This is a genomic window from Halopseudomonas pelagia CL-AP6 (genome assembly GCF_000410875.1).
Taxonomy (GTDB): Bacteria; Pseudomonadota; Gammaproteobacteria; order Pseudomonadales; family Pseudomonadaceae; genus Halopseudomonas; species Halopseudomonas pelagia.
In genome coordinates this window covers 1-23,914 of record NZ_AROI01000007.1, presented here as the reverse complement: position 1 = coordinate 23,914, position 23,914 = coordinate 1, and the positions used below count along the sequence as shown (strand labels likewise).

Sequence of the window (23,914 nt, the reverse complement as noted above, 5' to 3'; positions counted from 1 at the left end):
CATACTAAAAGGCCAGCTTGCAATACAAGCTGGCCAACATCATTTTAATTGCAAATCAGGGCGGAAGAGTCACTTAATTGACGGCGAGGCCCGATTTATCTGGTTCCGCCAGAAACAATCAAAATTTCGATAAGTTCCCGAAATCGAAGAATTCCTCATCTCAACGGGGCTTATGCGGCACCTTGGTACGCCGGACTGTCCGTGCTTGATGCATGGAGGGCTTGCGCGCAAGTCGCTGAGCCTTTTCCCGTTCGCTGGTTTTCATGGTCGGCAGCGCCAACGGCGTCAGCCCCACTTCCTGGCTGAGCGCGTCGATCTCGTTCTGCTTCATTTCGCGCCAGCGACCAACCGGCAATTCCGGCCCAAGAAATACCGGCCCGAAGCGCACGCGCTTGAGGCGGTTGACGCGCATGCCCTGGGACTCCCATAGGCGGCGCACTTCGCGATTACGACCTTCCATCAGGCACACGTGATACCAACGATTGATCCCTTCACCGCCTGCGGTGACTACATCGGTGAAGCGCGCCGGGCCGTCATCCAGCATAACGCCGGTCTTAAGGCGCTCGATCATCTCTTCATCCACTTCGCCCATGACCCGCACTGCGTATTCGCGGTCCATTTGATAGGAGGGGTGCATCAAGCGGTTGGCCAGCTCACCATCAGTGGTGAACAGCAGCAGACCGGAGGTATTGATGTCGAGACGGCCGATATTGATCCAGCGGCCATGCTTGAGGCGTGGCAACCGGTCGAATACGGTAGGGCGACCTTCGGGATCGTCACGGGTACAGACTTCGCCTTCCGGCTTGTTATACAGCATGACCCGACGGGCTTCTTCGTTCTCGATATCACGCTTGACCGGACGACCATCGACCAGAATCTGATCGAGACTGTCCACCCGGCAACCAAGGGTGGCCAGCTTTCCGTTTACGCTGATGCGGCCCGCTTCAATCCAGGCCTCCACTTCACGGCGCGAGCCAAGCCCGACACGAGCGAGTACTTTCTGCAGCTTTTCGCCGCTAACGGGGTTTGAGGGGATATCGGTCATGCGGGGCACCTCCCGGTGTATTGAAATATTGATGACCGACCAGCTTAGCATCAAGCGCTGTGCCCAGCTAGCTGAAACTCAGCGGCGCGGGTTATCCTCGCCAGCGTCCGACGGCTCATCGGACCCGCCGCCATCAGCGGCGCTCTCGGGCAGGTAATCATCGAAGTCGATCTTGAGATCCGACTCCATCGCGCCCAACTCATCCATCAATGCGTGAAACCCGGTTTCTACGCCACCTTCATCGAGCGGCTTCAACGGCTCCACTGGCATCCATGGGGCATTCACGTCATCGGTCGCACCTTCATCCTGCAAGGCCAGCTCCGGCTCCTGATCCAAGTCGCGGATGGCCGCCAATGGCGGTAGCTCACTAAGACTGCGCAGGTTGAAATGATCCAGAAACTGGCGGGTGGTCGCGTACATAGCGGGGCGGCCGGGTACATCGCGGTGACCCACCACCCTCACCCACTCGCGCTCGAGCAAAGTCTTGACGATCTGACTGCTGACCGCAACACCCCGCACATCCTCGATTTCGCCCCGGGTAATCGGCTGACGGTAGGCAATCAGCGCCAAGGTTTCGAGCATCGCGCGCGAATAGCGCTGCGGGCGCTCCTCCCACAGCCGGCTAACCCAGGGGGAGTATTCTTCCCGGACCTGCAAACGCCAACCGCTGGCGACTTCTCGCAGCTCGATCGAACGACCTTGATACTGCCCGGCCAAACGGCCCAGGGCTTCACGCAGCGCATCCAGACCCGGCGCCTGATCTTCGTCGAACAGATCTCGCAGACGATCAAGCGACAATGGCTTTCCCGCCGCCAGTAGCGCAGCTTCAATAATATGTTCAAGCTTCGGCTGGAGCATCTTCACCTCGCACCTTGACGTGAATGGGCGCAAAAGACTCGTTCTGCACCAGGTCGATCAGTTGTTCCTTGACCAGTTCCAACACCGCCATAAAAGTCACCACCACGCCCAGCTTGCCCTCGCTAACATTGAACAAACTGACAAAAGGCACGAAGGATTGACCGCGTAGCCGGTCGAGCACATCAGCCATCCGTTCCCGAGTGGAGAGAATTTCCCGGGTAACCTGATGGCTCTCGAACATATCGGCACGGCGCAGCACGTCGCTCAGCGCCAGCAGCAGCTCCTGCATATCCACTTCCGGATGGGCCCTGTGACTTTGTACGGCTGGGGGCTGCGCGCTGGCCAAAGACAGGTCGCGGCCAACCCGTGAAAGACTGTCGATTTCCTCGGCGGCCTGCTTGAAGCGCTCGTACTCCTGAAGCCGGCGAATCAACTCGGCGCGCGGGTCGTGCTCCTCGTCCTCATCTTCCTGGTGACGGGGCAGCAGCAATCTGGATTTAATCTCGGCCAACATCGCCGCCATCACCAGATACTCTGCCGCCAGCTCCAGGCGCACGACCGTCATCAGCTCAATATAGCCCATGTACTGCTTGGTAATGTCGGCAACCGGAATGTCCAGAATATCGATATTCTGTTTGCGGATCAGGTAGAGCAACAGATCCAGCGGTCCCTCAAAGGCTTCGAGAAAAACCTCAAGGGCCTCCGGCGGGATATACAGATCTTGGGGTATCTGGGTGACGGCCTTGCCATAGACCATGGCAAAGGGCATTTCCTGCTGACCCGAACCCATGGGAGCAACCGATGCTGCAGACGTTTCCGCCTGACGGGCGATGTCGTCGGGCGGATCCTGGGGATTCATCGGCACTTGACCATGATGTTACTGGCGGTACTGCAGGCCCATGACCTGCCGCACTTCGATCAGAGTGTCACGCGCGGCATCGCGAGCTCGCTCGGCGCCCTCGTTAAGAATCGAACGCACTGCATCGGGATTGCTTTCAAAATCACTCGCACGCTCCTGAATCGGCGCCAACTCAGCCGTTACTGCCTCGATTACCGGTTGCTTGCAATCCAGGCAACCGATACCGGCGCTGCGACAACCCTGCTGTACCCAGTCATGAGTCGTCTTATCGGTATACACCTGATGCAACTGGTAAACCGGGCACTTGCCTGGGTCACCCGGGTCGGTACGCCGCACCCGGGCAGGATCGGTGGGCATACGGCGGATTTTCTCGTCGATCTGCTCGGTGGTATCGCGCAAGGTAATGGTGTTGCCATAGGACTTGGACATCTTCTGGCCATCCAGCCCCGGCATCTTTGAGTCGGGGGTCAGCAGGGCCTGGGGCTCGGGCAAAATAACCTTGCCGCCGCCTTCCAGATAGCCAAACAGACGCTCCTTATCACCCAGCGTGATGTTCTGCTGCTCTTTCAGAAGAGCACGAGCGGTGTCCAGCGCCTCGCCGTCACCCTGTTCCTGATAGGCTTTACGCAGTTTGCTGTAGAGCTTGGCGGCTTTCTTGCCCATTTTGTGCACGGCAGCCTCGGCCTTTTCTTCAAAACCCGGTTCCTTGCCATACAGATGATTGAAGCGTCTTGCGACCTCGCGAGTGATCTCCACGTGGGCGACCTGATCAGCCCCAACCGGCACCAAACCGGCGCGATACATGAGGATGTCGGCACTTTGCAGCAGCGGGTAGCCGAGGAAGCCATAGGTCGCCAGGTCAAGATCGCGGAGCTTTTCCTGCTGGTCCTTGTAGGTCGGCACACGCTCCAGCCAACTGACCGGCGTAATCATGGACAATAGCAAGTGCAACTCGGCGTGCTCTGGCACCTGTGACTGGATAAACAGGGTCGAGGAACCACTGCTCACACCCGCGGCGAGCCAGTCGATCAGCATGTCCCATACACTTTGCTCGATGTTCTCAGGCGATTCGTACTGAGTGGTCAGGGCGTGCCAGTCGGCAGCAAAGAAAAAGCACTCGTACTCGTGCTGCAACTTGACCCAGTTCTTCAACACCCCGTGGTAGTGCCCAAGGTGCAAGCGCCCAGTGGGACGCATGCCTGACAATACGCGACGCTGTGAATCAACGGAACTCAAAGGGGACTCCTGAATATACTAAGTAATGGGATAATATGAATGCGCGCATTATACGCATGCTTTGGTCAAAGACTCCCGCCCGATCAATCCCCGCTGCGGCTGCCACCGAAGGGGCCAGGATCGCCCAATCCGAGACGCTGCACTTCCGGCTGGTCATCCAGCAGACTAACTACCGTAGTCGGTTCGATATTACAGGCGCCGCCGTCAATGATCAGATCCAACTGCTTGCCGATGCGGTCGCGAATCATCTCGGGATCGGTGATCGGCAGTTTGTCCTCGGGCATCATCAAGGTCACGCTCATCAGAGGTTCACCCAATGCTTCCAGCAGCGCCAGGGTGATCGCGTGCTGGGGTATGCGTAACCCGATAGTGCGGCGCTTGGGATGCAACAGCCGCCGAGGCACTTCAGTGGTGGCATGCAGGATAAAAGTGTAAGGGCCCGGTGTATTAGCCTTGAGCAGCCGGAAGGTAGGGTTATCCACCTTGGCATAGACGCCCAGCTCGGAAAGATCGCGGCAGACCAAGGTGAAGTTGTGCTTGTCATCCAACTGGCGCAAGCGGCGAATACGCTCCAGTGCATCCTTGTCGCCCAGATGACAACCCAACGCATAGGCCGAGTCGGTGGGGTAGGCAATCACCCCACCCTGACGGATGATCTCGACCGCTTGACGTATCAGACGCGCCTGGGGGTTGTCCGGGTGGATATGAAAATATTGGCTCACGCTGGTCTCTCTGGTGTTGTCGTGGCTGCAGTTTAACGACTAAACAGGGGGTCATTCCACACTGGTAGACAATCCGGCGGCAGGGCGGTCATTTTTCCCAGCGCCATCCACGGTGAGTCAGGATGATGGAAATCGCTACCGCAACTGGCAAGAAAACCCATCTCCAAGCATACCTTACCCAAATAAGCGACCTGCTCCACCGGCTGCTGTCCGTTCACCACTTCAATGCCGCGACCGCCAGCCAGAGCAAAATCTTTCAACAAGCGCCTTACCCGTGCACGGGTAAAACCGTAATGCCAGGGATGCGCCATGACCGCCATGCCACCGGCTGCACGAATCTGCGCCACGGCGACGGACAGCTCCGGCCAATGCTGTTTGATATCGCCCAATTTGCCAGAACCCAGCCATTTGCGAAAAGCCTCAGCGCGATCGCGTACATGCCCCTGCTGGACCATCCAGTCAGCAAAGTGCGGGCGCGCTGGCGGACTACCAATGTCGCTTCCCGCAGCCGCCTGCACAGCCATGGCGCCGGCCAAAGCCCCAGGCATTTTCTTGGCTTCCAGCCGTTTGTCAATCTGTTCGGCGCGCTGCCAACGACCCTGTTTCACCGCCTTGATGGCGCTGAGCAGATCGGGCGAAGACGGATCAAAGCCGTACCCCAATATATGGATGGTATGCCCTTGCCACTGGGCCGACAGCTCGACACCACTGACCCAATGCATCCCCAACGCCTGCGCCGTTTGCGCAGCCGTCACCAGACCGTCCAGACAGTCATGATCGGTCAGCGCAATCAGCTCCACACCTGCGGCGGCCGCCCGCTGCATGAGTTCCTGCGGATCGAGCGAACCATCCGATGCGGTACTGTGCATGTGCAGATCAGCTATCAAAACGGGCACCACTGGCAAAGAATTTTTACTATTATGCCGCCCGGACGCTGACAACACCTAGTGCAATGGCATAAGTTACTGTTATTGCACTCACTTTGAAACAAACAAGGACCCCCCACATGCTATTTGTAATCATGGCCACTGATGTAGCCAACTCACTGGAGGCACGCCTCGCCGCTCGCCCTGCCCACGTCGAGCGATTGAACGCCCTGCAAAGTTCAGGCAGGCTGGTGCTTGCCGGACCTCATCCAGCAATAGAGTCCGCCGACCCCGGCGCGGCGGGCTTTACCGGCAGCCTGATAGTCGCCGAGTTCGCCTCCCTTGCCGATGCACAGGAATGGGCTGATGCTGATCCTTACGTTGCTGCGGGCGTTTATGCTGACGTCGCCATCAAGCCGTTCAAGCGCGTTTTCCCCGCCTAAGTCAGGAGCCCTGAATGTCCAGACCGATCGTACTTCTTGCGCTGCTGGCTTGCCTGAGCGGCCCCAGTTTGGCCCTTGCCCAGCAGCCGTCTGCAGCTGGAACGCCAGCCAGCCAGGATACTAACGCCGCTAGCACTGATCTCGGCACTGACATAGGAACCCTGCAGATGGAGCTGGCGCAGGTCGAGGCTGAGCGCCAGCGTCTGGCCGAACAGCTTGCGCAAGGCACGGACAACGAGTTACTGGAAAAGCTAAAGCAAAAAAACCGCGAGCTACTCGACCGCCAAGCGCAGAGCAATGTTGAAGCCAGCGCACTTCTTGAGGCTCAGCGTCAGGAATGGTTCATGGTCGGTGGCGGCACCGTATTGGCAAGCCTGATTGTTGGCTTTTTGCTGGCCAGCATGGGCCGGCGAAGCAAGCGCAATGAGTGGCTCAATTGACTGACAATGCGATTCTGATCATAGATGACGACCAGGAGCTGTGCGCACTGCTGGTCGACTGGCTGGCCGCTGAAGGCTTTCAACTGACTTGTGCCCACGACGGCACCAGCGGCTTGGAAGCGGCGTTAAGTGGACAGTTTCAGGTCATTATCCTGGACGTGATGCTGCCCGGAATGAACGGCCTGGATGTACTGCGCAACCTGAGGCAGAACTGCAATACTCCGCTGCTGATGCTCAGTGCACGTGGCGAACCCATCGACCGCATTCTTGGCCTCGAACTGGGTGCCGATGATTACCTGGCCAAACCCTGCGATCCGCGCGAGCTGGTCGCCCGGCTCCGCGCTCTGCTGCGCCGCAGCCAAGGCCAATCTGCCGGCAACAGCTTGCAGGTAGGTGACATACGCCTTGACATGGATAGCCTGATGGCCTGGCGCGGTGATGAGCTGCTCCCGCTGACCCAGAGCGAGGCGATGATCCTCCGCGCTCTTCTCGAAAAGGCCGGGCAATTGGTCGAGCGCCAGGGTCTTTCCCGGCAAGCACTCGGCAAAGCTCTTGGCCCTTATGACCGCAGCCTGGACATGCACCTGAGTAACCTGCGCCGTAAGCTGGGTCCTCACCCAGACGGTCGCAGCCGCATCCAAGCGCTACGCGGGCGCGGTTATCTCTATAGCAGTTGAGCGAATTGGCAACTGACGTGACTTTACACAGCCTTTACCATCTACCAGCCCCAACTGACGTGACAATCCCTAAACTCTTCATCAACGGCCTGATACTCAGGTCAGTCATGAATCAGGAGTTACCCATGAAAAAGACCTTACTCGCTACCGTAATGGTAATTGCCACTGGCTTTTCCGGCGCCCTGTTAGCCGACCAGCACGGCAAGGCTGGCGATCGTCACGAGAAATACATGCAACACATGACCGAGACGCTGGATCTAAATAGCGAGCAGCAAACTCAGCTCAAGGCTATCCACGAGAAACACGGTGAGCAATACCGCGCACTGCGCGAACAGCACAAAACTGAAGTCAACGCGGTTCTAAACGCAGAACAGCAAGCCAAATTGACCAAAATGCGCGAAGAGAAGCGTGAAAAAATGGCTGAGCGCTGGAAAGACGGCAAGAAGAAGCATGGCGACAAAGTTAAAGGTAGCAACTAAACACCATGCGGCTATTCTGGAAAGTCTTCGCCATACTTTGGCTGGCCACACTGCTGGTCGGTGGCTCGGGCTTTCTGGTTAGCAGGGCATTGCAGCAGGACTGGCTTCTGCTGCAATTTCACCCCCAACTCAAGGATTTTGCTGAACAACTGGTCAACCGGTACGAAACCGAAGGACCGGCTGGTGCGCAGTACTGGCTGGAAAATCAGCGCAAAGAGCATCGTTTGCGCGCCCAGCTATATGACACCGAAGGCCGCGACCTACTCCCAGGTACACTGCCACGCAGACCCCTATTTCAAAACGCTGCACCCTCCGAAATGGAATCCAGAGATATCTGGCATGGCCGCCTTTTTCAATTGGACTGGCTGACCGCCAGCGGCGACTATCATCTGAGCCTGTTCGTACCCCGCGACGAACTGTTCAACTGGCGGCGCACACCCGTCGCCCTGATTCTGAATATAGTCATGGCCATGGCCTTACTAGGCTTGCTAAGCCTGGTGCTCAGCCGCTATCTGACCAGCCCGTTACGGCAGCTCGGCATCGCCGCGCAAGCCCTGGCCCAAGGCCGTTTCGAGCCTGAAAAGCTCGAGCTCATTGGGCATCGGCGAGATGAAATCGGCGACCTCTCTCGGCACTTCGTGCACATGGCGCAACGCGTCCAGGATCTGCTCGACAGTCAACGGCAACTGATGCGCGACATTTCCCATGAGCTGCGCTCACCTCTGGCCCGGCTGCGCGTCGGTCTGGCATTAGGCAGTAAACAGGCCATCGCCATCGAAGACCCGCTGTGGCTGCGGCTGGACCGTGAATGCACTCGCCTGGATCTGCTTATCGAAGATATTTTGACTTTGAGCCGGCAGGATGTTCAGGACCACCCCGCATGCCGCTTCGAGCTTGATCGGTTGGTAGCCGACGTTATTGAAGACAATCAGTTCATCGCTGACAATCAACAATTGGTCCTGCAGGGCAGTACTCAGGCAACATTGGAAGGCTGGCCTGAGCAGTTGCGCAGCGCTCTGGATAACCTGCTGCGCAACGCCCTGCGCTTCTCCCCCCCGGATGGCCTGATCCGCATCAGCCTCGCTACCAGACGCAATCAGTGCTTAATCAGTGTGGAAGATCAGGGTCCCGGGGTAGACGAACAGTGGCTATTGCGTTTGGGCGAACCCTTTCTGCGCCTGCCTGGCCAGGCAGGCGACAGCGGCCATGGATTGGGACTGGCAATTGCCAAGCGCGCCATCGCCATGCATGGCGGCAGCCTGACATTCAGCCGCAGTGATATGGGGGGTCTAAAAGCCCTGATTCAATTACCTGGCCAGTTCTGAAAAAAATCCTGAGTCGCCAGCTCCGGCAGTGTTTTGACGCTGCCGGCCGGCTGCCCAAGGTACAAAAAAGCAATCAATTGCTCATCCTCCGTCAGCCCCAAGCCTTGCCGCACCACTTCATGATAGGCCAGCGAGCCTGTACGCCATACGGCACCGAGCCCCATGGCATGGGCTGCCACCAGCATATTGCTAACGGCTGCGGCGCAAGATAAATCCTGCTCAATGCGGGGCACTTTTTCATGCACGCGATGGCAGCTGATAGCGACAATAATCATCGGCGCGCGCAATGGTAATTGCTCAAAGCGCACCAGTGCCTCTTCGGCAATATCGGGCGCATCAGCGAGAGCGGCCCGGCGAAAAATCCTGCCCAACGCGCCAAGCGCGGCGCCTTGAACGACCAGAAAGCGCCAAGGTCGCAACCATGCATGATCCGGCGCCCGTAAAGCAGCTTTGAACAGGGCTTGCTGTTGGTCTGGTGTAGGTGCTGGGCCGATCAGCCGAGGCACCGACACGCGGCTATGCAACGCTTGCAGCGCATCCATCAACTTTCCTCGGTTACCGACTGCGCAGCCAGGAGCTGCTCGCGATACTGACCGGGCGGTATACCGAACCAGCGTTTAAAGGCCCGGAAGAAATTACTCGGGTCAGCAAAACCAAGCAGATAGGCGATTTCCAACAGGGTCATGCGTTTCTGACGCAGGAACTGCATGGCAAGTTCACGCCGCGTTTCGTCAAGCAGTTGCTGAAAACTGGTGTTCTCTTCCTGTAACCGCCGCTGCAGGGTGCGGGTACTCATACGCAGTGCACTGGCGACCGCCTGACGTTTTGGCTCGCCCTGCGGCAATAAACGACAGAGCACCTGACGCGCCTGATGTGTGACCCGTGTTTGCTCAAAACGCGCCAGATATTCTCCGGCAAACTGGTCATGCAACTGTGCCAAGCTCTCGTTTCCCGTGGCCAGCGGCGCCTCCATTACCTGGCGAGAGAACGCTATGCTGTAGTGCGGCCGGGAAAATAACAGCGGGCACTCAAACAAGGCTTCATACCGCGCTACATCAGCGGGTTGTGGGTAAGCGAACTCGACACATTGCGGGTTGATGCGCTCCCCGGTCATCCAGCGGAAAAAAGCCAGCAGATAGGCTAGAGCGGCATCGTGGCTCTGGGTTGGCGCAGGCAGGCTGTCGCCGTGGATCTGCAGCTCCAGCACGTAGCTGTCCGGTGCCTGCACCAGCGCCATATCCGACGCTTCACCAATGATGCGCTGATAGCGCACCAGTCGAGCAAGGCTGTCCTTGAGCGTTTTACTCGACAACAACGAAAAACCAACCACGTTGAAATTGGCCGGACGTATCACCTTGCCCATACCCAGACCTATCGCCGGATCACCCGAAAGGCTGACCGCCCGCTGCCAAAGCCGAGTCATCTGATCCTGGGGAAAGCGGGCATCGGGATCGGATAACAGCGAATAGTCCAGCCCCAAATCGGCGAACAATTCTGTACCGCGCAGGCCTTCAAGCTCCAGAGCCTGGACAATAGCCGTCGCCCAGCTAGATGAGGTAGTGCGTTCGGGGTAAGACATAGACCTCTCTGGGCGCAGTCAAAGGAGCATTGCGCTTTATTAATAGTCGATAACGCTCAAGGTCGCCCGGCGGTCAGCCGGGAAAAGCTATGCCTTTGGCACAGCCGGCCATAGGTAGGCGCAACGTCCCTGGCTACTCTATTATTAGGTAATACTGATCAGATAATAACCCAGTTACGGGAGAAACATCATGACCCTGCAGGATGCCGCTACCCAGCCCCCCACCCCGGCCTTTCATTCATTCGCCGAGTTCTACCCCTATTACCTTAGCGAACACATCAATGATACCAGTCGGCGGCTCCACTATATCGGCAGCCTATTGGTGCTCGGTATTCTAGCGGTGGTACTGCTAACCCAGAGCGGGTGGTGGCTGTTGGCGCTGCCGGTGGCGGGTTATGGCTTTGCCTGGGTCGGCCACTTCTTTTTCGAAAAGAACAAACCTGCCACTTTTCAGTACCCACTGTACAGCTTCATGGGTGACTGGGTCATGCTCAAGGACGCGCTGACCGGGCGAATCCGCTTTTAGCCGTCGAGCTTAACGGTCGCCATGCCGCTCCGCAGCGCTGCAGCGATTGTCAGCCGTGCGACAGTCAGCAGCCTGGTAGCCGGTTAAGATTTCTGACACGCCTGAATAAGAGGAGAGCCAAGCCATGGGCCAGCCACAAAAAGTGGGTCAGCAACAAGCCACATTCCGCGCCATGCAGGAAGGCACCCCTGAAGACTGGGCTGCCATCTCCAGCCATTTCAAGGAGTTTTCTCACGGCTTGCCTGAGCGGATTTTAACCCATCTCAAATTGCTAGATGGCGATTACGGCGGGTTTCCGATTGACCGCCTGCAGCACTCCCTGCAAACCGCCACTCGCGCGCACCGCGACGGTCAAGATGAAGAATATGTAGTCTGTGCGCTGCTGCATGATATTGGCGACACACTGGGCTCTTTCAATCACCCGGATATCGCCGCAGCCATTCTCAAGCCATTCGTCTCGCCGGAAAATCTGTGGATGGTCGAGAAGCATGGTGTGTTCCAGGGATACTATTTTTTCCATCACCTGGGTATGGATCGGCATTTACGCGACCAGTTCAAGGATCATCCCCTGTACCAGCGTACCGCTGAGTTCTGTGCTCTATATGACGCGACAGCCTTTGATCCAGACTATGAAGCCGAGCCGCTGTCGTTCTTCGAGCCAATGTTGCGCCGGGTCTTTGCCCGACCCAAGCAATCGATCTACACAGCCGTCATCGAAGCCTGAGGCTCAACCCCGGCCTCCCCGGCCGGGCATCTGTTCGCGGGGTAAAATCCCCGTGTTTTCGGTTTCCCTGAGTGTTGATGCAGTTTATGATCAGCCAGTACTCGCTCGGCTGATCCGCTGGCAAGCCAGAAACATCACCAGTATCGGTTTTCCAAGGCAGATCAGCTGTGGCCAGCCACTAGGCCAGGGAACGACTGACCATGAAGTTTAACAACCGTGTAAAGCCGGTCAAACCACCCCTGGAGGGCTACCACTCCAGGGTTCTAGCTTACCTGTGCGTGGCCATCACCTTCACTGCTCTGGCCATGGAAAACGGCATCAGCCTACTGTATGTCGGCGTCATAGGTTACGCGTTGATCTACCCGCACCTTATTCGTATCGGTGTATCACGCCTGGAGAACCTCCTCCCGCGGCACAGCCGGCTGGGCCTGCTGGCGCTTGACGGATTGCATACCGGCCTGTTTATTACTCTGTGCCAATTCAACGCCGTAGCCAGCATTGTGTTCGTGTTATTGATCAGCTTCGCCAGCATCATTATCGGTGGTCCCGTCTTCATGCTGACCGCCTGGTTATTGGCCCTATTAGGGCTGATTCTGTCTGCTGCCCTGCTAACACCCCAGATCGTGCTTGCCAGCTCAACACTGGTAGCCATCAGCGCCCTAGTCAGTGGCGGCGCTTTCATGCTGATCATGGCCGCCTTTGTCTATCGCCAGGGCCGCACCTTGGAACAGGCACAAAAAGTGATCCGCGCCGAGCAGGAAAAAACCGCGCGGCTGGCCACTAATCTGTCGAAGTACTTGTCACCGCAGGTCTGGGAATCCATCTTCTCCGGCGAGCAAAGCGTTCAATTGGAGACCAAGCGCAAGAAACTCACCGTGTTTTTTTCTGATATCCGGGGGTTTACCGAGCTTGCCGAAGAAATGGAAGCCGAAGCCCTGACCGACCTGCTGAACAATTATCTGGATGAAATGTCGCGTATCGCATTGCAATACGGCGGCACTATTGACAAGTTTATTGGCGACTGCGTAATGATCTTTTTCGGTGACCCGGTCAGCCAGGGCGCCAAGCAGGATGCCCAGGCTGCCGTGGCGATGGCTATAGCCATGCGCAAACACATGAAGGTATTGCGCCAGCAGTGGCGCAGCAAAGGTATTACCCGTCCGCTGGAAATTCGTATGGGCTTGAGTACCGGCTACTGCACGGTAGGCAATTTTGGCGCCAATACCCGCATGGACTACACCATTATCGGTCGCGAAGTGAACCTGGCAAGCCGCCTGGAAAGCGCTGCCGATCCGGGGGAGATTCTGATTCCCCACGAAACGTTCTCACTGGTCAAGGACCTGGTCATGTGCCGCGACAAGGGGCAGGTGTCAGTCAAAGGTTTTACTCGCCCAGTACAGATTTACCAGGTGGTCGGGCTACGCCGTGATCTGGGCGCCGCCCCGACCTTTGTCGAGCATGAAAAGCCGGGGTTTTCCATGTATCTGGATACCAACGGCATCCGTAATTACGACAAGGACGAGATTATCAAGTCACTCGAATTGGCAGCCCGCAAGTTGCGCGACAAAGTCATCATTTAGACCACAGCGGCAGCAGCCGGCCTCGCTGGCAACACGCTGGCGAGTGCATCGGTCCAGGTATAGAGTTCGATGCGTCCATCAAGATGTTCGATCAATGCCGTGCAGGACTCTACCCAATCACCACAGTTGTGATAGGTAATGCCGTTGACCTGGCGTATTTCCGCATGATGAATATGCCCGCAAACAACACCCTGGTAGTCGCGCTTTACGCACTCGTGCGCCACTGCGTCCTCGAAATCACTGATAAAACTGACCGCTTTCTTGACCTTGTGCTTGAGATACGAAGACAGCGACCAGTAGCCATAGCCGTAACGGGCGCGCCAGTGATTGAGCCAGCGATTGAGGGTCAGGCTGAACTCATAGGCATGATCACCGAGGAACGCCAGCCAGCGATGGCAGCGGGTGATGACATCGAACTGATCACCGTGAATGACTAAAAAGCGACGACCATCCAGGGCCTGATGCTCGGCTTCATCGACCAATCGGATATTGCCTAATTCAAGATTGGCATAGCGGCGCAAAAACTCATCGTGGTTGCCGGTGACATAAGTAACCTGTGTGCCTCGTTTGCTCATCGTCAATACGCGACGCACCACATTGGAATGGGCTTGGGGCCAGTACATGTTTTTGCGTAAGCGCCAGCCGTCAATGATATCCCCGACCAAATACAGGTGATCGCACTCGTATTCCTTGAGAAAATCCGTCAGCTTGTCGGCCTGGCAGCCGCGCGTGCCCAGATGAACATCGGAAATCCACAACGTACGTACTCGTTGCTTATTACCCGGCAAATGAGTTTCAGACTTGGTCATCATCGCATCTCCTTGGATACTGCCTTCACCATAGAGGTGACGCCTGACGCTCGCGTGACACTCCGATGACAGTAACGTGACACCCAGTTAGGGAGTGAAACTCAAGGAGGGGATCATTATTCCGGCGCCGGCTCGTATACAATATCGAACAGACTCCGATCATCTTTGCGTAGCCGAGCCGCCACCATGTTCAAACGCCTTTTTTTGCTCCTGCTTGTTACCCTCCTACCCTATGCCCACGCTGAAGAACTGCGCACCGGTTTGGTGCTGTCGGGCGGAGGCGCCCGGGGGTTGGCGCACATCGGGGTACTCAAGCAATTGGAAGAAATGAATATCCCCATTCATGCGATTGCCGGCACCAGCATGGGTGCGGTGATCGGCGGTCTCTATGCCGCGGGCTACAGTGCGGATGAAATAGAAAACATCGCACTGGAACTGGACTGGCAGAACATTTTGAGTGATAACCCGCTACGCGAAGATATCCCCTTTCGCCGTAAGCAGGATGATCGCGATTTTCTGGTCAAACAACGCCTGAGCTTTGATCGTGGCCGGTTAAGTCTTCCACTCGGTTTACTGCAGGGTCAGAATCTGGGGTTGGCCCTGGAAGCGCTATTGGTGCATACCAACGACATAGACAATTTTGACCAACTGCCCATTCCGTTCCGCGCTGTGGCCACCGATATTGCCACCGGCGAAGCGGTGGTTTTCGACCATGGTCATCTGCCCCTGGCAATCCGTGCCAGCATCGCCCTACCCGGCTTCTTTGCCCCGGTCAATGTGGATGGTCGCATGCTGGTCGACGGTGTATTGGTGAAGAACGTCCCGGTAGATATCGCCCGTAGCATGGGCGTGGATCGCGTTATCGTGGTGGACAGCGGCACACCGCTGAAATCGGCTGAGCAACTGGCGTCTATCATCGACATCATGGATCAGACCACCAGCTTGCTGACACGCACCAACACCCAGGAACAGCTCGACACCCTGGGCCCTGACGACCTGTTACTGCAACCGGAACTCGGCTCGATGGGCTTCAGCAGTTTTGACCAAACGGCCATGGCCGTCCTCGCTGGCGCTGCCAGCCTCAGTGAGTCACCGCAGGCCAAGACATTTTCCGATCGCTTCTTGCGTACGGAACCCGGCGGCAATCTGGCCCGTACGCGACCACTCCGCCAGCCGGTTATTCATGCGATAGAGATTGAGAACAGTGGCAAGGTGTCTGACAAAGTAGTGCGCAGCATTCTGCGCCAACCCTTGGGCGAGCCACTCAACCTGGCGCGCCTTGAAGAGGACATGGGCACCATTTACGGTACCGACTACTTCAGTCGAGTAAACTACGAAATTGTCCACGGTGAGGAGTCCAATACCCTACTGGTGCGCACCAGCGGCCGCGAAACCGGTACTGACTATTTACGCCTGGGTTTGAACCTGGTGGATGATTTCAAGGGCGGCAGTCAGTTCAATATTGGTGCCAGCTTCCGCGTTAACGGTGTCAACCCGCTCGGTGCAGAGTGGTTGACGCGGCTACAGCTAGGTGAAAATCAGGTGCTTTACAGCGAGTTCTATCAACCGCTGGATTTTGGCTCGCGCTACTTCGTCGCGCCCTTTATCGATGCCGAATCGCGCAACGTAGAAGTCATCGTCGACAACGACCCGATCGTCGATTACCGACAAACCCGTTACGGTACCGGTTTCAACCTGGGCCGCCAGATTGCCAATAACGGTGAAGTCCGTTTTGGCCTGTCACGTTACAAGGGCGAATCAAGGGTCCGCGTAGGTGATCCGCAGTTGCCGTCATTCAGTTTCGAGGAAGCGTTCTATACCCTGCAGGTAGACCGCGATACGCTGGACAACGTGAACTTCCCGCGTACGGGTGACGAGGCACGACTGGTCTGGCGTCAGTCCGAGCCCGATTTGGGCGCGGACGAGCGTTACGAACAGTTCGAACTGCGCGCCAATAAAGCTTTTTCCAGCGGTGCCAACAGCTTCCAGGTGGGTGGCTTCCTTGGCCGCACCGACGGCGGCGTGGGTGTGGCGCAGAGTAGTTTCCTGCTTGGCGGACCTGGTCAGTTCTCTGGCTTCCGTCAGAACGGGTTGGCTGGCCAGAACTATAACCTGGGACGGGTGGTGTATTACCGTCGGTTAAACCCCGGCAACTACGTGCCAGTCGGTATTCCGGTTTATCTGGGCACCAGCTTTGAATATGGCCGGGTTTACAACAAGGAAGACAACAGCTTCGATACCGGCTATATCACCGCCGGCAGTCTTTTGCTTGGCCTGGATACCTTCCTTGGCCCGCTGTTCTTTGGTCTGGGCGCCAACCAGGAAGGTGAGCGAGCGCTGTATATGAAGCTGGGGCAAACCTTCTAAGGTTTCAGGCCCCGGAAATTTCGTGAACCAGGGCAGCACGTATGCAGTGGAGGATGCCCTCCTCCACTGGCTCGTCAAGTTCCTTGGCCAACGTGCGCACCCCTGGCAGATCTTCCTCTGCCAGATTCAAGAAAGCATCCTGAATACGTTCCAGTTGGCCAGGCGGCAAGTCTATCGCCCGGTTCAACGGCAGCTTGCCCAGCCCCACGGCCTGAGCCAACTGCATATAAACCTGTTTGACCGGCAGACTCAGATGCCGAGCAATCTGTTCAGCCCCCATGCCGGCCATTGCCAGCGCCTGAGCTTCCTGGGCGACATCCAGTGGCGCGTCCCGAACCGCACCCGTCTCCCCCAGCATGACCTGCAAGAAATCGGCGCCGTAGCGTTCCAGCTTGTGCGCACCAATACCACTGACCAAACCCATATCCTGCAAATTGCCTGGGCGCTGACGCAGCATATCAACCAAGGTGGAATCAGGAAAAATGACATAGGGCGGCACTCCATGCGACTCGGCAAGTTGCTTGCGCAAGGCACGCAGCGCCTCCCATAACGGCTTGTCGGCGTCGGCGACCACGGCTTTTTCCGAGCGCGTGGGTATCGCAGATGAGCGGCTGACATCCTTGCGCAGGGCCAGCGTTTCCTCCCCCCGCAGCAGCGGTCGGCAACTGTCCGACAGGCGCAGACTGCCATACCCGTCCAGATCAATTTCAGCCAGGCCACGAGCAATCAGTTGGCGAAATACCGAGCGCCATTCCTGTTCGGAAAGCTGCTTGCCAATCCCATAGGTGGACAGGTGCTGATGACCCGCGCTGCGAATTTTTTCGTTATCCCGGCCAAGCAGAATATCGATCAAATGCCCCACACCATAACGTTGGCCGCTTCGGTAGGCCGAAGACAACGCCATGCGCGCAGCCTCGCTGCCATCCCAGGTGGCTGCCGGCTCCAGGCAGTTATCACAGTGGCCACAGGGCTCGGGCATGGTTTCGCCAAAATAGTCGAGCAACATCTGTCGCCGGCAGGTAGTGATTTCACAGAGGCCGAGCATCGCATCGAGCTTATGCCGCTCGATACGTTTGTGCCGCTCATCGCCTTCGGAGTTGGCCATGATCTGGTTAAGCATCAATACGTCCTGCAGCCCGTAAGCCATCCAGGCATCGGCTGGCAGCCCGTCACGCCCACCTCGACCAGTCTCCTGATAATAGGCTTCGACACTTTTCGGCAAATCCATATGCGCGACAAAACGCACATTGGATTTGTCGATGCCCATACCAAAGGCAATGGTCGCGACCATGATCAGGCCTTCTTCGTTGAGAAAGCGCTTCTGGTGCGTGGCCCGCAGTTCCGAGGGCAAGCCAGCGTGATACGGCAGCGCCGGCCAACCCTGGCCGCTCAACCAGGCAGCGGTTTCATCCACCTTCTTGCGTGACAGGCAATAAACGATACCGGCGTTGCCCTTGTGCCGGGCCAGCAAACTCAGTAACTGTTGCCGGGGCTTGTCCTTGGGCACAATACGATAAAAGATATTCGGCCGATCAAAACCGGAAATAAAACAGCGCGCGGCTTCCAGTTTCAGACGCTGGGTGATGTCGCCCTGGGTACGCTCATCGGCGGTGGCCGTCAGGGCCATACGCGGCACATCGGGAAACAGCTCGGCGAGTTGACCCAATTGCAGATATTCCGGGCGGAAATCATGCCCCCACTGCGATACGCAGTGCGCCTCATCAATGGCGAACAGGCTGATTTTCAGACTCTGCAGAAAGTGTAGCGTACGCGGTTTAAGCAGCCGCTCCGGTGCGAGGTAGAGAAAATCCAGATCACCGGTGCGCATCTGCTCGGCAATCTCGCGCTGGGCCTGGTCGGTCAAGGTGGAGTTCAGCGCGGCGGCCTTGAGGCCCAGTTCATTCAGCGTGGCGACCTGGTCGTCCATCAGTGCAATCAGCGGCGAAACCACTACCGTCAGGCCGTCACGCAGCAAACCGGGGATCTGGTAGCACAATGACTTGCCGCCGCCTGTGGGCATTAATACCAAAGCATCGCGGCCCTGTGCCACTTCGTCGATAATATCCGCTTGCTGACCACGGAACTCGGCATAACCGAAGATTTCCTTGAGTCGTTCCAGAGCTTGCTCGCGCATGAGTCTCCCTTGATCGAAGTGGACTGGCCTTTTGCTGGTGGCGAATTATAACAGCCCCGCGCTGCGCATCCGTGTTTCTGCGCACAAATACGCTACGCTTTTGGCAAAAAAACCGGCGTGCGCGTACAATGGTTAACAATTCTGATTATGAGGTGTCCCATGTCCTTTGCCGACCAACTCGAGCGCTTGCAGCAGTTTCTCGATGCCGATGACCTGCACGATGAAGCGCTTGATTATCTTGCCGGCCATGGTTATCTCACCGCGCTGTGCATCAGCCCTGTCGACGTTCCTGAAGAGGAATGGATCGCCGAACTCTTTGCTGAAGAACCCAATTATCAGGATGAAGCTCAGAAAGCGGATATTGAAGGCTCACTGCGTGAACTCAAAGCCGAGATCGCCCGTGACCTGTCCAGTGATGAAGAGTTGGAGCCACCCTGTGACCTGACACTCGGCGAGGAGCCGGACCTGTCCGACTTGCGCAGCTGGTGTGTGGGCTTCCTGGAAGGTGTCTTTCTGCGTGAGGAAGACTGGTTCAGCCAGGATGAAGAGACGGTCAGCGAGTTGTTGTTGCCCATCATGGTCGGTTCAGGTCTGTTCGATGATCAGCCCGAGTTCGCCGAGATTGCTCAGGATGAGGATATGGTCGAGGACATGATGCAGCACATCCCCGAGATTCTCACCCAACTGTTCCTGCTCTTTCACGCCCCCGAAGACAAGCCCAAGCCAGCGCTGCTGTCACGCCACTGAGTTAGTTAGTACCAGCACACATAAAAAGGCCGGGGAATCCCCGGCCTTTTTTGTTGCCTAGAACGTTGGAAACCCCGCCATTCGCCAGCAGTCACTGGCATCCACCAACATATGGATCAGCAGTCCCAACCCAACCAGCCTGAGCGGCTGCCACAGAGTCATCAGCAGATAGGCACCGATGGCGGTATAGCTGTGCAGAAAATGAAAGCCGATCGAGCAGCGACCGGGATCAAAGATCGGGTCCGCTACCAAGTGATCCAGATCAACCAGCATGGTCAGCATCATGACCAGCCAAGCCTTTTTCCACTGGCTGCGAAAAAACAGCAAGGCCATCGCTAAGGGCAGCAGTGCATGTAACGCCAGATGTAGCGCAGTGCTCAGCATGCCGGTTGCCGTGCCTCACCCGCAGCCAGCCAGCGATTGAGCAGCGGCATCACCTCACTGACCGACTGATAGCCGTTGGTGAGCAGTGCCAATTGTCCATCACGCTGGGCCAGCAAGGTGGGAAAACCAGCAATACCCAGGTCACGCGTCCAGGAAAAATCCGCCGCAATCGCCGCACGGGTGATTTCGGCATCAAAGCTTTCACTGAATGCCCGCCGGCCGTAACCCGCCTGCTCAGCCAGATCAACCAGCAGCGCCGTCTGAGTTACATCCAGCGCCCGGGCGTAAAACGCGTGCTGGATAGCCTTGACCAGAGTCCATACGCGGGTGACGTCCAGTTCGCGACCGACCACCAGGGCGCGACATGGCGGCTCAGTGTTGTAAACAAACCCAACAGGCAGATCCTCAGGGTTCAGAAAAGGTTGCCCAGAAGCTATCTCAACCGCCTCCCAGTGTTCGGCCAGGGCCTCCCGACTAGCGGTATCTAGCGGATCGCGCTGCCCCGGCCGCAATCCACCTGCGACCATATGAATAGCCAGGTCGGGGTGCGCCGCCTGAATCGCATCGAGCACTGGCGCAAAGCCCCAGCACCAGGAGCACAGGGGATCCATTACATACAGCAGGCGCTGGGTCATGGCCATACTCCGTCAAGAATTGCTGTTGGGCGCCCCGCCCGGGGAGGCTGTCGCCTGTGGCTGACCGATCGGGTGCGGCTGATTGCGCAGCTTTGCTAGGCGCACCTGCTTCTGCCGCTCTTCAGCCCGGCGCCGGGTTTTCTCCGGCAGGCTGTCATAGCAACGCGGGCAACTGACGCCCTCCTGATACTGCGGGGAGGCTTTTTCTTCAGCGGAAATCGGATGCCGGCAGGCATGGCACTGGTCAAATGAGCCCGGCGCCAGATCATGGCGCACGGTGACGCGGTTATCGAACACGAAACACTCGCCGTTCCATTTGCTCTGCTCAGCGGGCACTTCCTCAAAATACTTCAGAATGCCGCCCTTGAGGTGAAAAACCTCATCAAAGCCCTGTTGCAGCATATAACTGGACGCTTTTTCACAGCGGATACCGCCGGTGCAGAACATCGCCACCTTCTTGTGCTTCTCCGGATCATAATGGGCTTTGATGTACTCGGGAAACTCGCGGAAGCTCTTGGTTTTGGGATCGACCGCGCCCTCGAAGGTGCCAATCGACACCTCGTAGTCGTTGCGGGTATCGATCAGCAACACTTGCGGATCGCTGATCAGCGCATTCCAGTCACCTGGCTCCACATAAGTGCCGACGGTTTCATTGGGGCTGACATCCGGAACACCAATAGTGACGATCTCTTTCTTCAGCTTGACCTTGGTGCGGTAGAACGGCATCTCCTCACACAGTGATTCCTTGTGATCCAGATCGCTCAGCCGCGGATCGTCGCGTAGCCAGTCGAGCACCTTATCCATTCCTTCTCGCGGGCCGGCAATGGTGCCGTTGATACCCTCGCGCGCCAACAACAAGGTGCCTTTGACGCCGGAACGGGTCAGTACATCGAGCAAGGGTTGGCGTTTAGCTTCGAAATCTTCCAGCGTGACGAACTTGTACAGCGCCACTACAACAATCTGCGACATGAATTACCTCGGCAAACCAGTTATCGCCCCCGTAAAGGGCGCACTCTTTGAGGCGCGCATTCTAGCAGAGCGGGCGGTCCAAGTCAGGCATCAGCCTTGCCGCCGCCCAGGCAGTTGGGTGAGGCCGGCGCTTGTTCTCGGGCCGTCCATTCATCCGGGGTATAGGTGTGCAGCGCCAGCGCATGGATGCTCGCCATCAGATCACCCAGAGAACGGTAGACCGCCTGGTGACGCTTGACCGCATTCAGACCGACGAATTGCTGGCTGACCACCACTGCCTTGAAGTGCGACTCCGAGCCCGGCGGCACGCTGTGCATATGGCTCTCGTTGACCAGTTCCAGATACTCAGGTGCCAGACTCTGTAGGGCCTGCTGAAGCGCGTTTTGGGTTGGCGCTGTGGTGCTAGTCATAATATCTCTCCGAAATCAGATTACTCTCTGCACAAGCCGTCAGTGTAACGCGGCACGATGTTTCAGCGCAGGCCGGCTTGTTGCTCTTCGACTTCTGCGCCCATCTCTTCGATCAGCGTCTGTACCTGCGGCCCGACCTTTTCCTCTACCCGCGCTCGGCTGATCGCCATTGAGTCGCGGGTCAGATCCGGTAAGTGCTCCATCAGCTTGCGCCCGACAGCGGATTCATAGAAATCCGCCAATTGCTCGAACTCCTGCTCGCTGAAAAGCGGCAGGTAAAGATCAATCAACTCATCGCGCATCACGTCCCAAGCGAGGACTTCATCCAGCTCGGCGCGCGCACGCTGCTGATACTTGCGCAGAATCGACTCGTACTGCATCGACCCGCCCATTTGCGAAAACTGCGTAGTGAGCATGCGCGCCACCTGCTGGTACACCGGCGCGGTCATTTCGTCGGCATTGGCCAATTTGAGAAAGCGCTCGGCACTGGCTCGATGGGACGCCTCATCGGCTTGCACCAGCGGCGCGATAACCAGCAGTGCGCTAAACAGTGTCGAGCTCAATAGCCAGCCGGCAGCTGACAGAAACGCTCTTCGCATGGACTTTTCCCGTTTTCATGAGTCATAAGGGTCAAGGGCCTATAATGACAGCCAGAGACACCATACACCAACGCGGAGAGTCAGCATGAGCACAAGGTCCGAATCCGACAGCATGGGCAATATCGATGTCCCCGCTGATCGCTATTGGGGTGCGCAGACCCAGCGTTCACTGCAGCATTTTGCCATAGGCGAAGAACGCATCCCATTGGCGGTCGTGCATGCGCTGGGGCTGATCAAGAAGGCCGCCGCGCGTACCAATCTCAAGCTCAAGCAACTGGACGCAAACACTGCACAGCTGATCGAGCGGGCCGCCGACGAGGTGATTGACGGCCGCCTGGACAGGCATTTTCCGCTGTCGGTATGGCAAACCGGCAGCGGTACGCAGAGCAATATGAACGCCAACGAGGTTATTGCCGGGCGCGCTAACGAACTGGCCGGAGGTCAGCCTGGCGGCAAATCTCCAGTCCATCCGAACGACCATGTTAACCGCTCGCAAAGCTCCAATGACACCTTTCCTACCGCGATGCATATCGCCGCCGCTATGCAGGCTCGCAATAGGCTCATCCCGGCAGTCACCGCGTTGCGTGACGAGCTGAACCGACAGGCAGGGAAACATGCCAAGCTGATCAAGATCGGGCGCACGCACATGATGGACGCTACGCCGGTCACCTTTGGCCAGGAATTATCAGCCTTTGTCGCCCAGCTGGATATGGGCCTGCAGGCGTTGGAACAGGCCCTGCCCAGCGTCCATGCGCTGGCCCAAGGCGGCACCGCAGTGGGCACCGGGCTGAACACCCCGGCCGGTTTTGCCGACGCCTTTGCCCGGGAAATAGCCGAGCTCACCGGGCAGCCGTTTACCAGCGCCGAGAACAAGTTTGCCGCGCTCAGCGGACACGAACCGCTGGTGCAGTTGCATGCTAGCTGTAAGCAATTGGCAGTCACGCTGATGAAACTGGCCAATGACCTGCGCCTACTCGGCAGCGGCCCGCGTGCCGGCTTTGCCGAGGTCAGACTACCAGCCAACGAACCCGGCAGCTCGATCATGCCGGGCAAGGTCAACCCGACCCAGTGCGAAGCGCTGTCGATGATCGCCTGCCAGGTCCAGGGCAACGATGTCACACTGAGCATGGCCGCCAGCAGTGGCCACCTGCAGCTTAATGTGTTCAAGCCGGTGATCATCCATACGCTGCTGCAGTCGATTCGGCTGTTGAGCGATGGCTGCAACAGCTTCCGCGAGCATTGTATTGAGGGCATGGAGCCCGATGCCCGGCGCATGCGTGAGCATCTGGATAACAGCCTGATGCTGGTGACGGCACTGAATCCGGTGATCGGTTATGACAAGGCAGCAGACATCGCCAAGAAGGCTTACCAGGAAGGCACCACCTTGAAACAGGCGGCGCTGGCCTTGGGTTATCTGAACGAAGCCGAGTTTGACCAGGCGGTGCGGCCGGAGGCGATGTTGGGCGAGCAAGGCTAGCCCATCGCGGCCAGGCGGCCGCTC

The 23,914-nt window shown here is 57.5% G+C and carries 25 protein-coding genes and 1 pseudogene; 11 read left to right on the top strand and 15 right to left on the bottom strand.

Features of this window, described 5'->3' with window-relative positions; translation table 11 throughout:
- Positions 1 to 169: 169 nt before the first annotated feature.
- From rluB to K787_RS0106140, 6 genes and pseudogenes are all read right to left on the bottom strand, one after another.
- A pseudogene (gene rluB, locus K787_RS22360) lies at positions 170 to 1,045 on the bottom strand (23S rRNA pseudouridine(2605) synthase RluB); the annotation flags it as partial.
- 78 nt (positions 1,046 to 1,123) lie between these two features.
- Entirely contained in the window at positions 1,124 to 1,909 is a 786-nt protein-coding gene (scpB, locus tag K787_RS0106160) for an SMC-Scp complex subunit ScpB (RefSeq protein ID WP_022961921.1), read from the bottom strand.
- On the bottom strand, positions 1,884 to 2,693 hold the full coding sequence (locus K787_RS0106155; protein WP_028614666.1) for a segregation and condensation protein A: 810 nt from the start codon (positions 2,691 to 2,693) through the stop codon (positions 1,884 to 1,886). Before K787_RS0106155 ends, scpB begins: the two co-directional genes overlap by 26 nt.
- Before the next feature lie 87 nt (positions 2,694 to 2,780).
- Positions 2,781 to 3,998, bottom strand: a complete 1,218-nt coding sequence (locus K787_RS0106150) for a tryptophan--tRNA ligase (RefSeq protein ID WP_022961919.1) — start codon at positions 3,996 to 3,998, stop codon at positions 2,781 to 2,783.
- An 83-nt stretch (positions 3,999 to 4,081) separates the two neighbouring features.
- Positions 4,082 to 4,720: an L-threonylcarbamoyladenylate synthase gene (locus tag K787_RS0106145; protein WP_022961918.1), complete on the bottom strand. Its 639-nt coding sequence runs from the start codon at positions 4,718 to 4,720 to the stop codon at positions 4,082 to 4,084.
- A gap of 32 nt (positions 4,721 to 4,752) precedes the next feature.
- Positions 4,753 to 5,607, bottom strand: a complete 855-nt coding sequence (locus tag K787_RS0106140) for a PHP domain-containing protein (RefSeq protein ID WP_022961917.1) — start codon at positions 5,605 to 5,607, stop codon at positions 4,753 to 4,755.
- A 119-nt stretch (positions 5,608 to 5,726) separates the two neighbouring features.
- Between K787_RS0106140 and K787_RS0106135 the strand changes: the two genes are divergently transcribed.
- The 5 genes from K787_RS0106135 to K787_RS0106115 all read left to right on the top strand — a co-directional run bounded on the left by K787_RS0106135 (position 5,727) and on the right by K787_RS0106115 (position 8,950).
- A complete protein-coding gene (locus K787_RS0106135; RefSeq protein ID WP_022961916.1) occupies positions 5,727 to 6,029 on the top strand; it encodes a YciI family protein in 303 nt (100 codons plus the stop codon).
- A gap of 14 nt (positions 6,030 to 6,043) precedes the next feature.
- A complete protein-coding gene (locus K787_RS0106130; RefSeq protein WP_022961915.1) occupies positions 6,044 to 6,469 on the top strand; it encodes an SH3 domain-containing protein in 426 nt (141 codons plus the stop codon).
- Positions 6,457 to 7,146, top strand: a complete 690-nt coding sequence (locus tag K787_RS0106125; RefSeq protein ID WP_028614665.1) for a response regulator transcription factor — start codon at positions 6,457 to 6,459, stop codon at positions 7,144 to 7,146. Before K787_RS0106130 ends, K787_RS0106125 begins: the two co-directional genes overlap by 13 nt.
- Before the next feature lie 125 nt (positions 7,147 to 7,271).
- Positions 7,272 to 7,625 (top strand): hypothetical protein, encoded by a 354-nt coding sequence (locus K787_RS0106120; protein ID WP_022961913.1) that lies wholly within the window; start codon positions 7,272 to 7,274, stop codon positions 7,623 to 7,625.
- Between the two features lie 5 nt (positions 7,626 to 7,630).
- Positions 7,631 to 8,950, top strand: a complete 1,320-nt coding sequence (locus tag K787_RS0106115) for a sensor histidine kinase (RefSeq protein WP_022961912.1) — start codon at positions 7,631 to 7,633, stop codon at positions 8,948 to 8,950.
- Here the strand turns inward: K787_RS0106115 and K787_RS0106110 are convergent.
- Together K787_RS0106110 and K787_RS0106105 are read right to left on the bottom strand one after the other, a co-directional pair.
- The gene (locus K787_RS0106110; protein ID WP_022961911.1) at positions 8,929 to 9,492 is read right to left on the bottom strand and encodes a nitroreductase family protein; all 564 of its coding nucleotides are present in this window, start codon (positions 9,490 to 9,492) and stop codon (positions 8,929 to 8,931) included. The two genes, K787_RS0106115 and K787_RS0106110, sit on opposite strands and share 22 nt — an antisense overlap.
- On the bottom strand, positions 9,492 to 10,529 hold the full coding sequence (locus tag K787_RS0106105; protein ID WP_022961910.1) for an AraC family transcriptional regulator: 1,038 nt from the start codon (positions 10,527 to 10,529) through the stop codon (positions 9,492 to 9,494). Before K787_RS0106105 ends, K787_RS0106110 begins: the two co-directional genes overlap by 1 nt.
- A 190-nt stretch (positions 10,530 to 10,719) precedes the next feature.
- Between K787_RS0106105 and K787_RS22355 the strand changes: the two genes are divergently transcribed.
- The 3 genes from K787_RS22355 (at position 10,720) to K787_RS0106090 (ending at position 13,359) form a co-directional block, all read left to right on the top strand.
- A complete protein-coding gene (locus K787_RS22355) occupies positions 10,720 to 11,055 on the top strand; it encodes an Mpo1-like protein (protein ID WP_022961909.1) in 336 nt (111 codons plus the stop codon).
- A 124-nt stretch (positions 11,056 to 11,179) separates the two neighbouring features.
- Positions 11,180 to 11,779, top strand: a complete 600-nt coding sequence (locus tag K787_RS0106095; RefSeq protein WP_022961908.1) for an HD domain-containing protein — start codon at positions 11,180 to 11,182, stop codon at positions 11,777 to 11,779.
- A gap of 200 nt (positions 11,780 to 11,979) precedes the next feature.
- On the top strand, positions 11,980 to 13,359 hold the full coding sequence (locus K787_RS0106090) for an adenylate/guanylate cyclase domain-containing protein (RefSeq protein WP_022961907.1): 1,380 nt from the start codon (positions 11,980 to 11,982) through the stop codon (positions 13,357 to 13,359).
- Here the strand turns inward: K787_RS0106090 and K787_RS0106085 are convergent.
- Positions 13,356 to 14,168, bottom strand: coding sequence for a UDP-2,3-diacylglucosamine diphosphatase (locus tag K787_RS0106085; protein WP_028614662.1), 813 nt, complete (start codon positions 14,166 to 14,168; stop codon positions 13,356 to 13,358). The two genes, K787_RS0106090 and K787_RS0106085, sit on opposite strands and share 4 nt — an antisense overlap.
- A 186-nt stretch (positions 14,169 to 14,354) precedes the next feature.
- On the opposite strand from K787_RS0106085, the gene K787_RS0106080 reads away from it, so the two are divergent.
- Positions 14,355 to 16,535, top strand: a complete 2,181-nt coding sequence (locus K787_RS0106080) for a patatin-like phospholipase family protein (protein ID WP_022961905.1) — start codon at positions 14,355 to 14,357, stop codon at positions 16,533 to 16,535.
- Positions 16,536 to 16,539: 4 nt separating this feature from the next.
- Here the strand turns inward: K787_RS0106080 and recQ are convergent, their stop codons facing one another.
- Positions 16,540 to 18,669 (bottom strand): DNA helicase RecQ, encoded by a 2,130-nt coding sequence (gene recQ, locus K787_RS0106075; protein ID WP_022961904.1) that lies wholly within the window; start codon positions 18,667 to 18,669, stop codon positions 16,540 to 16,542.
- 159 nt (positions 18,670 to 18,828) lie between these two features.
- Here recQ and K787_RS0106070 point away from each other — a divergent pair, with 159 nt between their 5' ends.
- Positions 18,829 to 19,416 (top strand): UPF0149 family protein, encoded by a 588-nt coding sequence (locus tag K787_RS0106070; RefSeq protein WP_022961903.1) that lies wholly within the window; start codon positions 18,829 to 18,831, stop codon positions 19,414 to 19,416.
- A 57-nt stretch (positions 19,417 to 19,473) separates the two neighbouring features.
- Here the strand turns inward: K787_RS0106070 and K787_RS0106065 are convergent, their stop codons facing one another.
- The 5 genes from K787_RS0106065 to K787_RS0106045 all read right to left on the bottom strand — a co-directional run bounded on the left by K787_RS0106065 (position 19,474) and on the right by K787_RS0106045 (position 22,413).
- Complete coding sequence (locus K787_RS0106065) at positions 19,474 to 19,800, bottom strand: DUF6122 family protein (protein ID WP_022961902.1); 327 nt, start codon at positions 19,798 to 19,800, stop codon at positions 19,474 to 19,476.
- A complete protein-coding gene (locus tag K787_RS0106060; protein WP_022961901.1) occupies positions 19,794 to 20,435 on the bottom strand; it encodes a DsbA family protein in 642 nt (213 codons plus the stop codon). The genes K787_RS0106065 and K787_RS0106060 overlap by 7 nt, the downstream gene beginning before the upstream one ends.
- A gap of 12 nt (positions 20,436 to 20,447) precedes the next feature.
- Positions 20,448 to 21,404, bottom strand: a complete 957-nt coding sequence (gene trhO, locus K787_RS22350; protein WP_022961900.1) for an oxygen-dependent tRNA uridine(34) hydroxylase TrhO — start codon at positions 21,402 to 21,404, stop codon at positions 20,448 to 20,450.
- Between the two features lie 83 nt (positions 21,405 to 21,487).
- Positions 21,488 to 21,814, bottom strand: a complete 327-nt coding sequence (locus K787_RS0106050; RefSeq protein ID WP_022961899.1) for a BolA family protein — start codon at positions 21,812 to 21,814, stop codon at positions 21,488 to 21,490.
- 62 nt (positions 21,815 to 21,876) lie between these two features.
- The gene (locus K787_RS0106045; protein ID WP_022961898.1) at positions 21,877 to 22,413 is read right to left on the bottom strand and encodes a DUF2059 domain-containing protein; all 537 of its coding nucleotides are present in this window, start codon (positions 22,411 to 22,413) and stop codon (positions 21,877 to 21,879) included.
- Between the two features lie 85 nt (positions 22,414 to 22,498).
- On the opposite strand from K787_RS0106045, the gene fumC reads away from it, so the two are divergent.
- A complete protein-coding gene (gene fumC / locus K787_RS0106040; protein ID WP_022961897.1) occupies positions 22,499 to 23,890 on the top strand; it encodes a class II fumarate hydratase in 1,392 nt (463 codons plus the stop codon).
- The last annotated feature ends 24 nt before the right edge of the window (positions 23,891 to 23,914 follow it).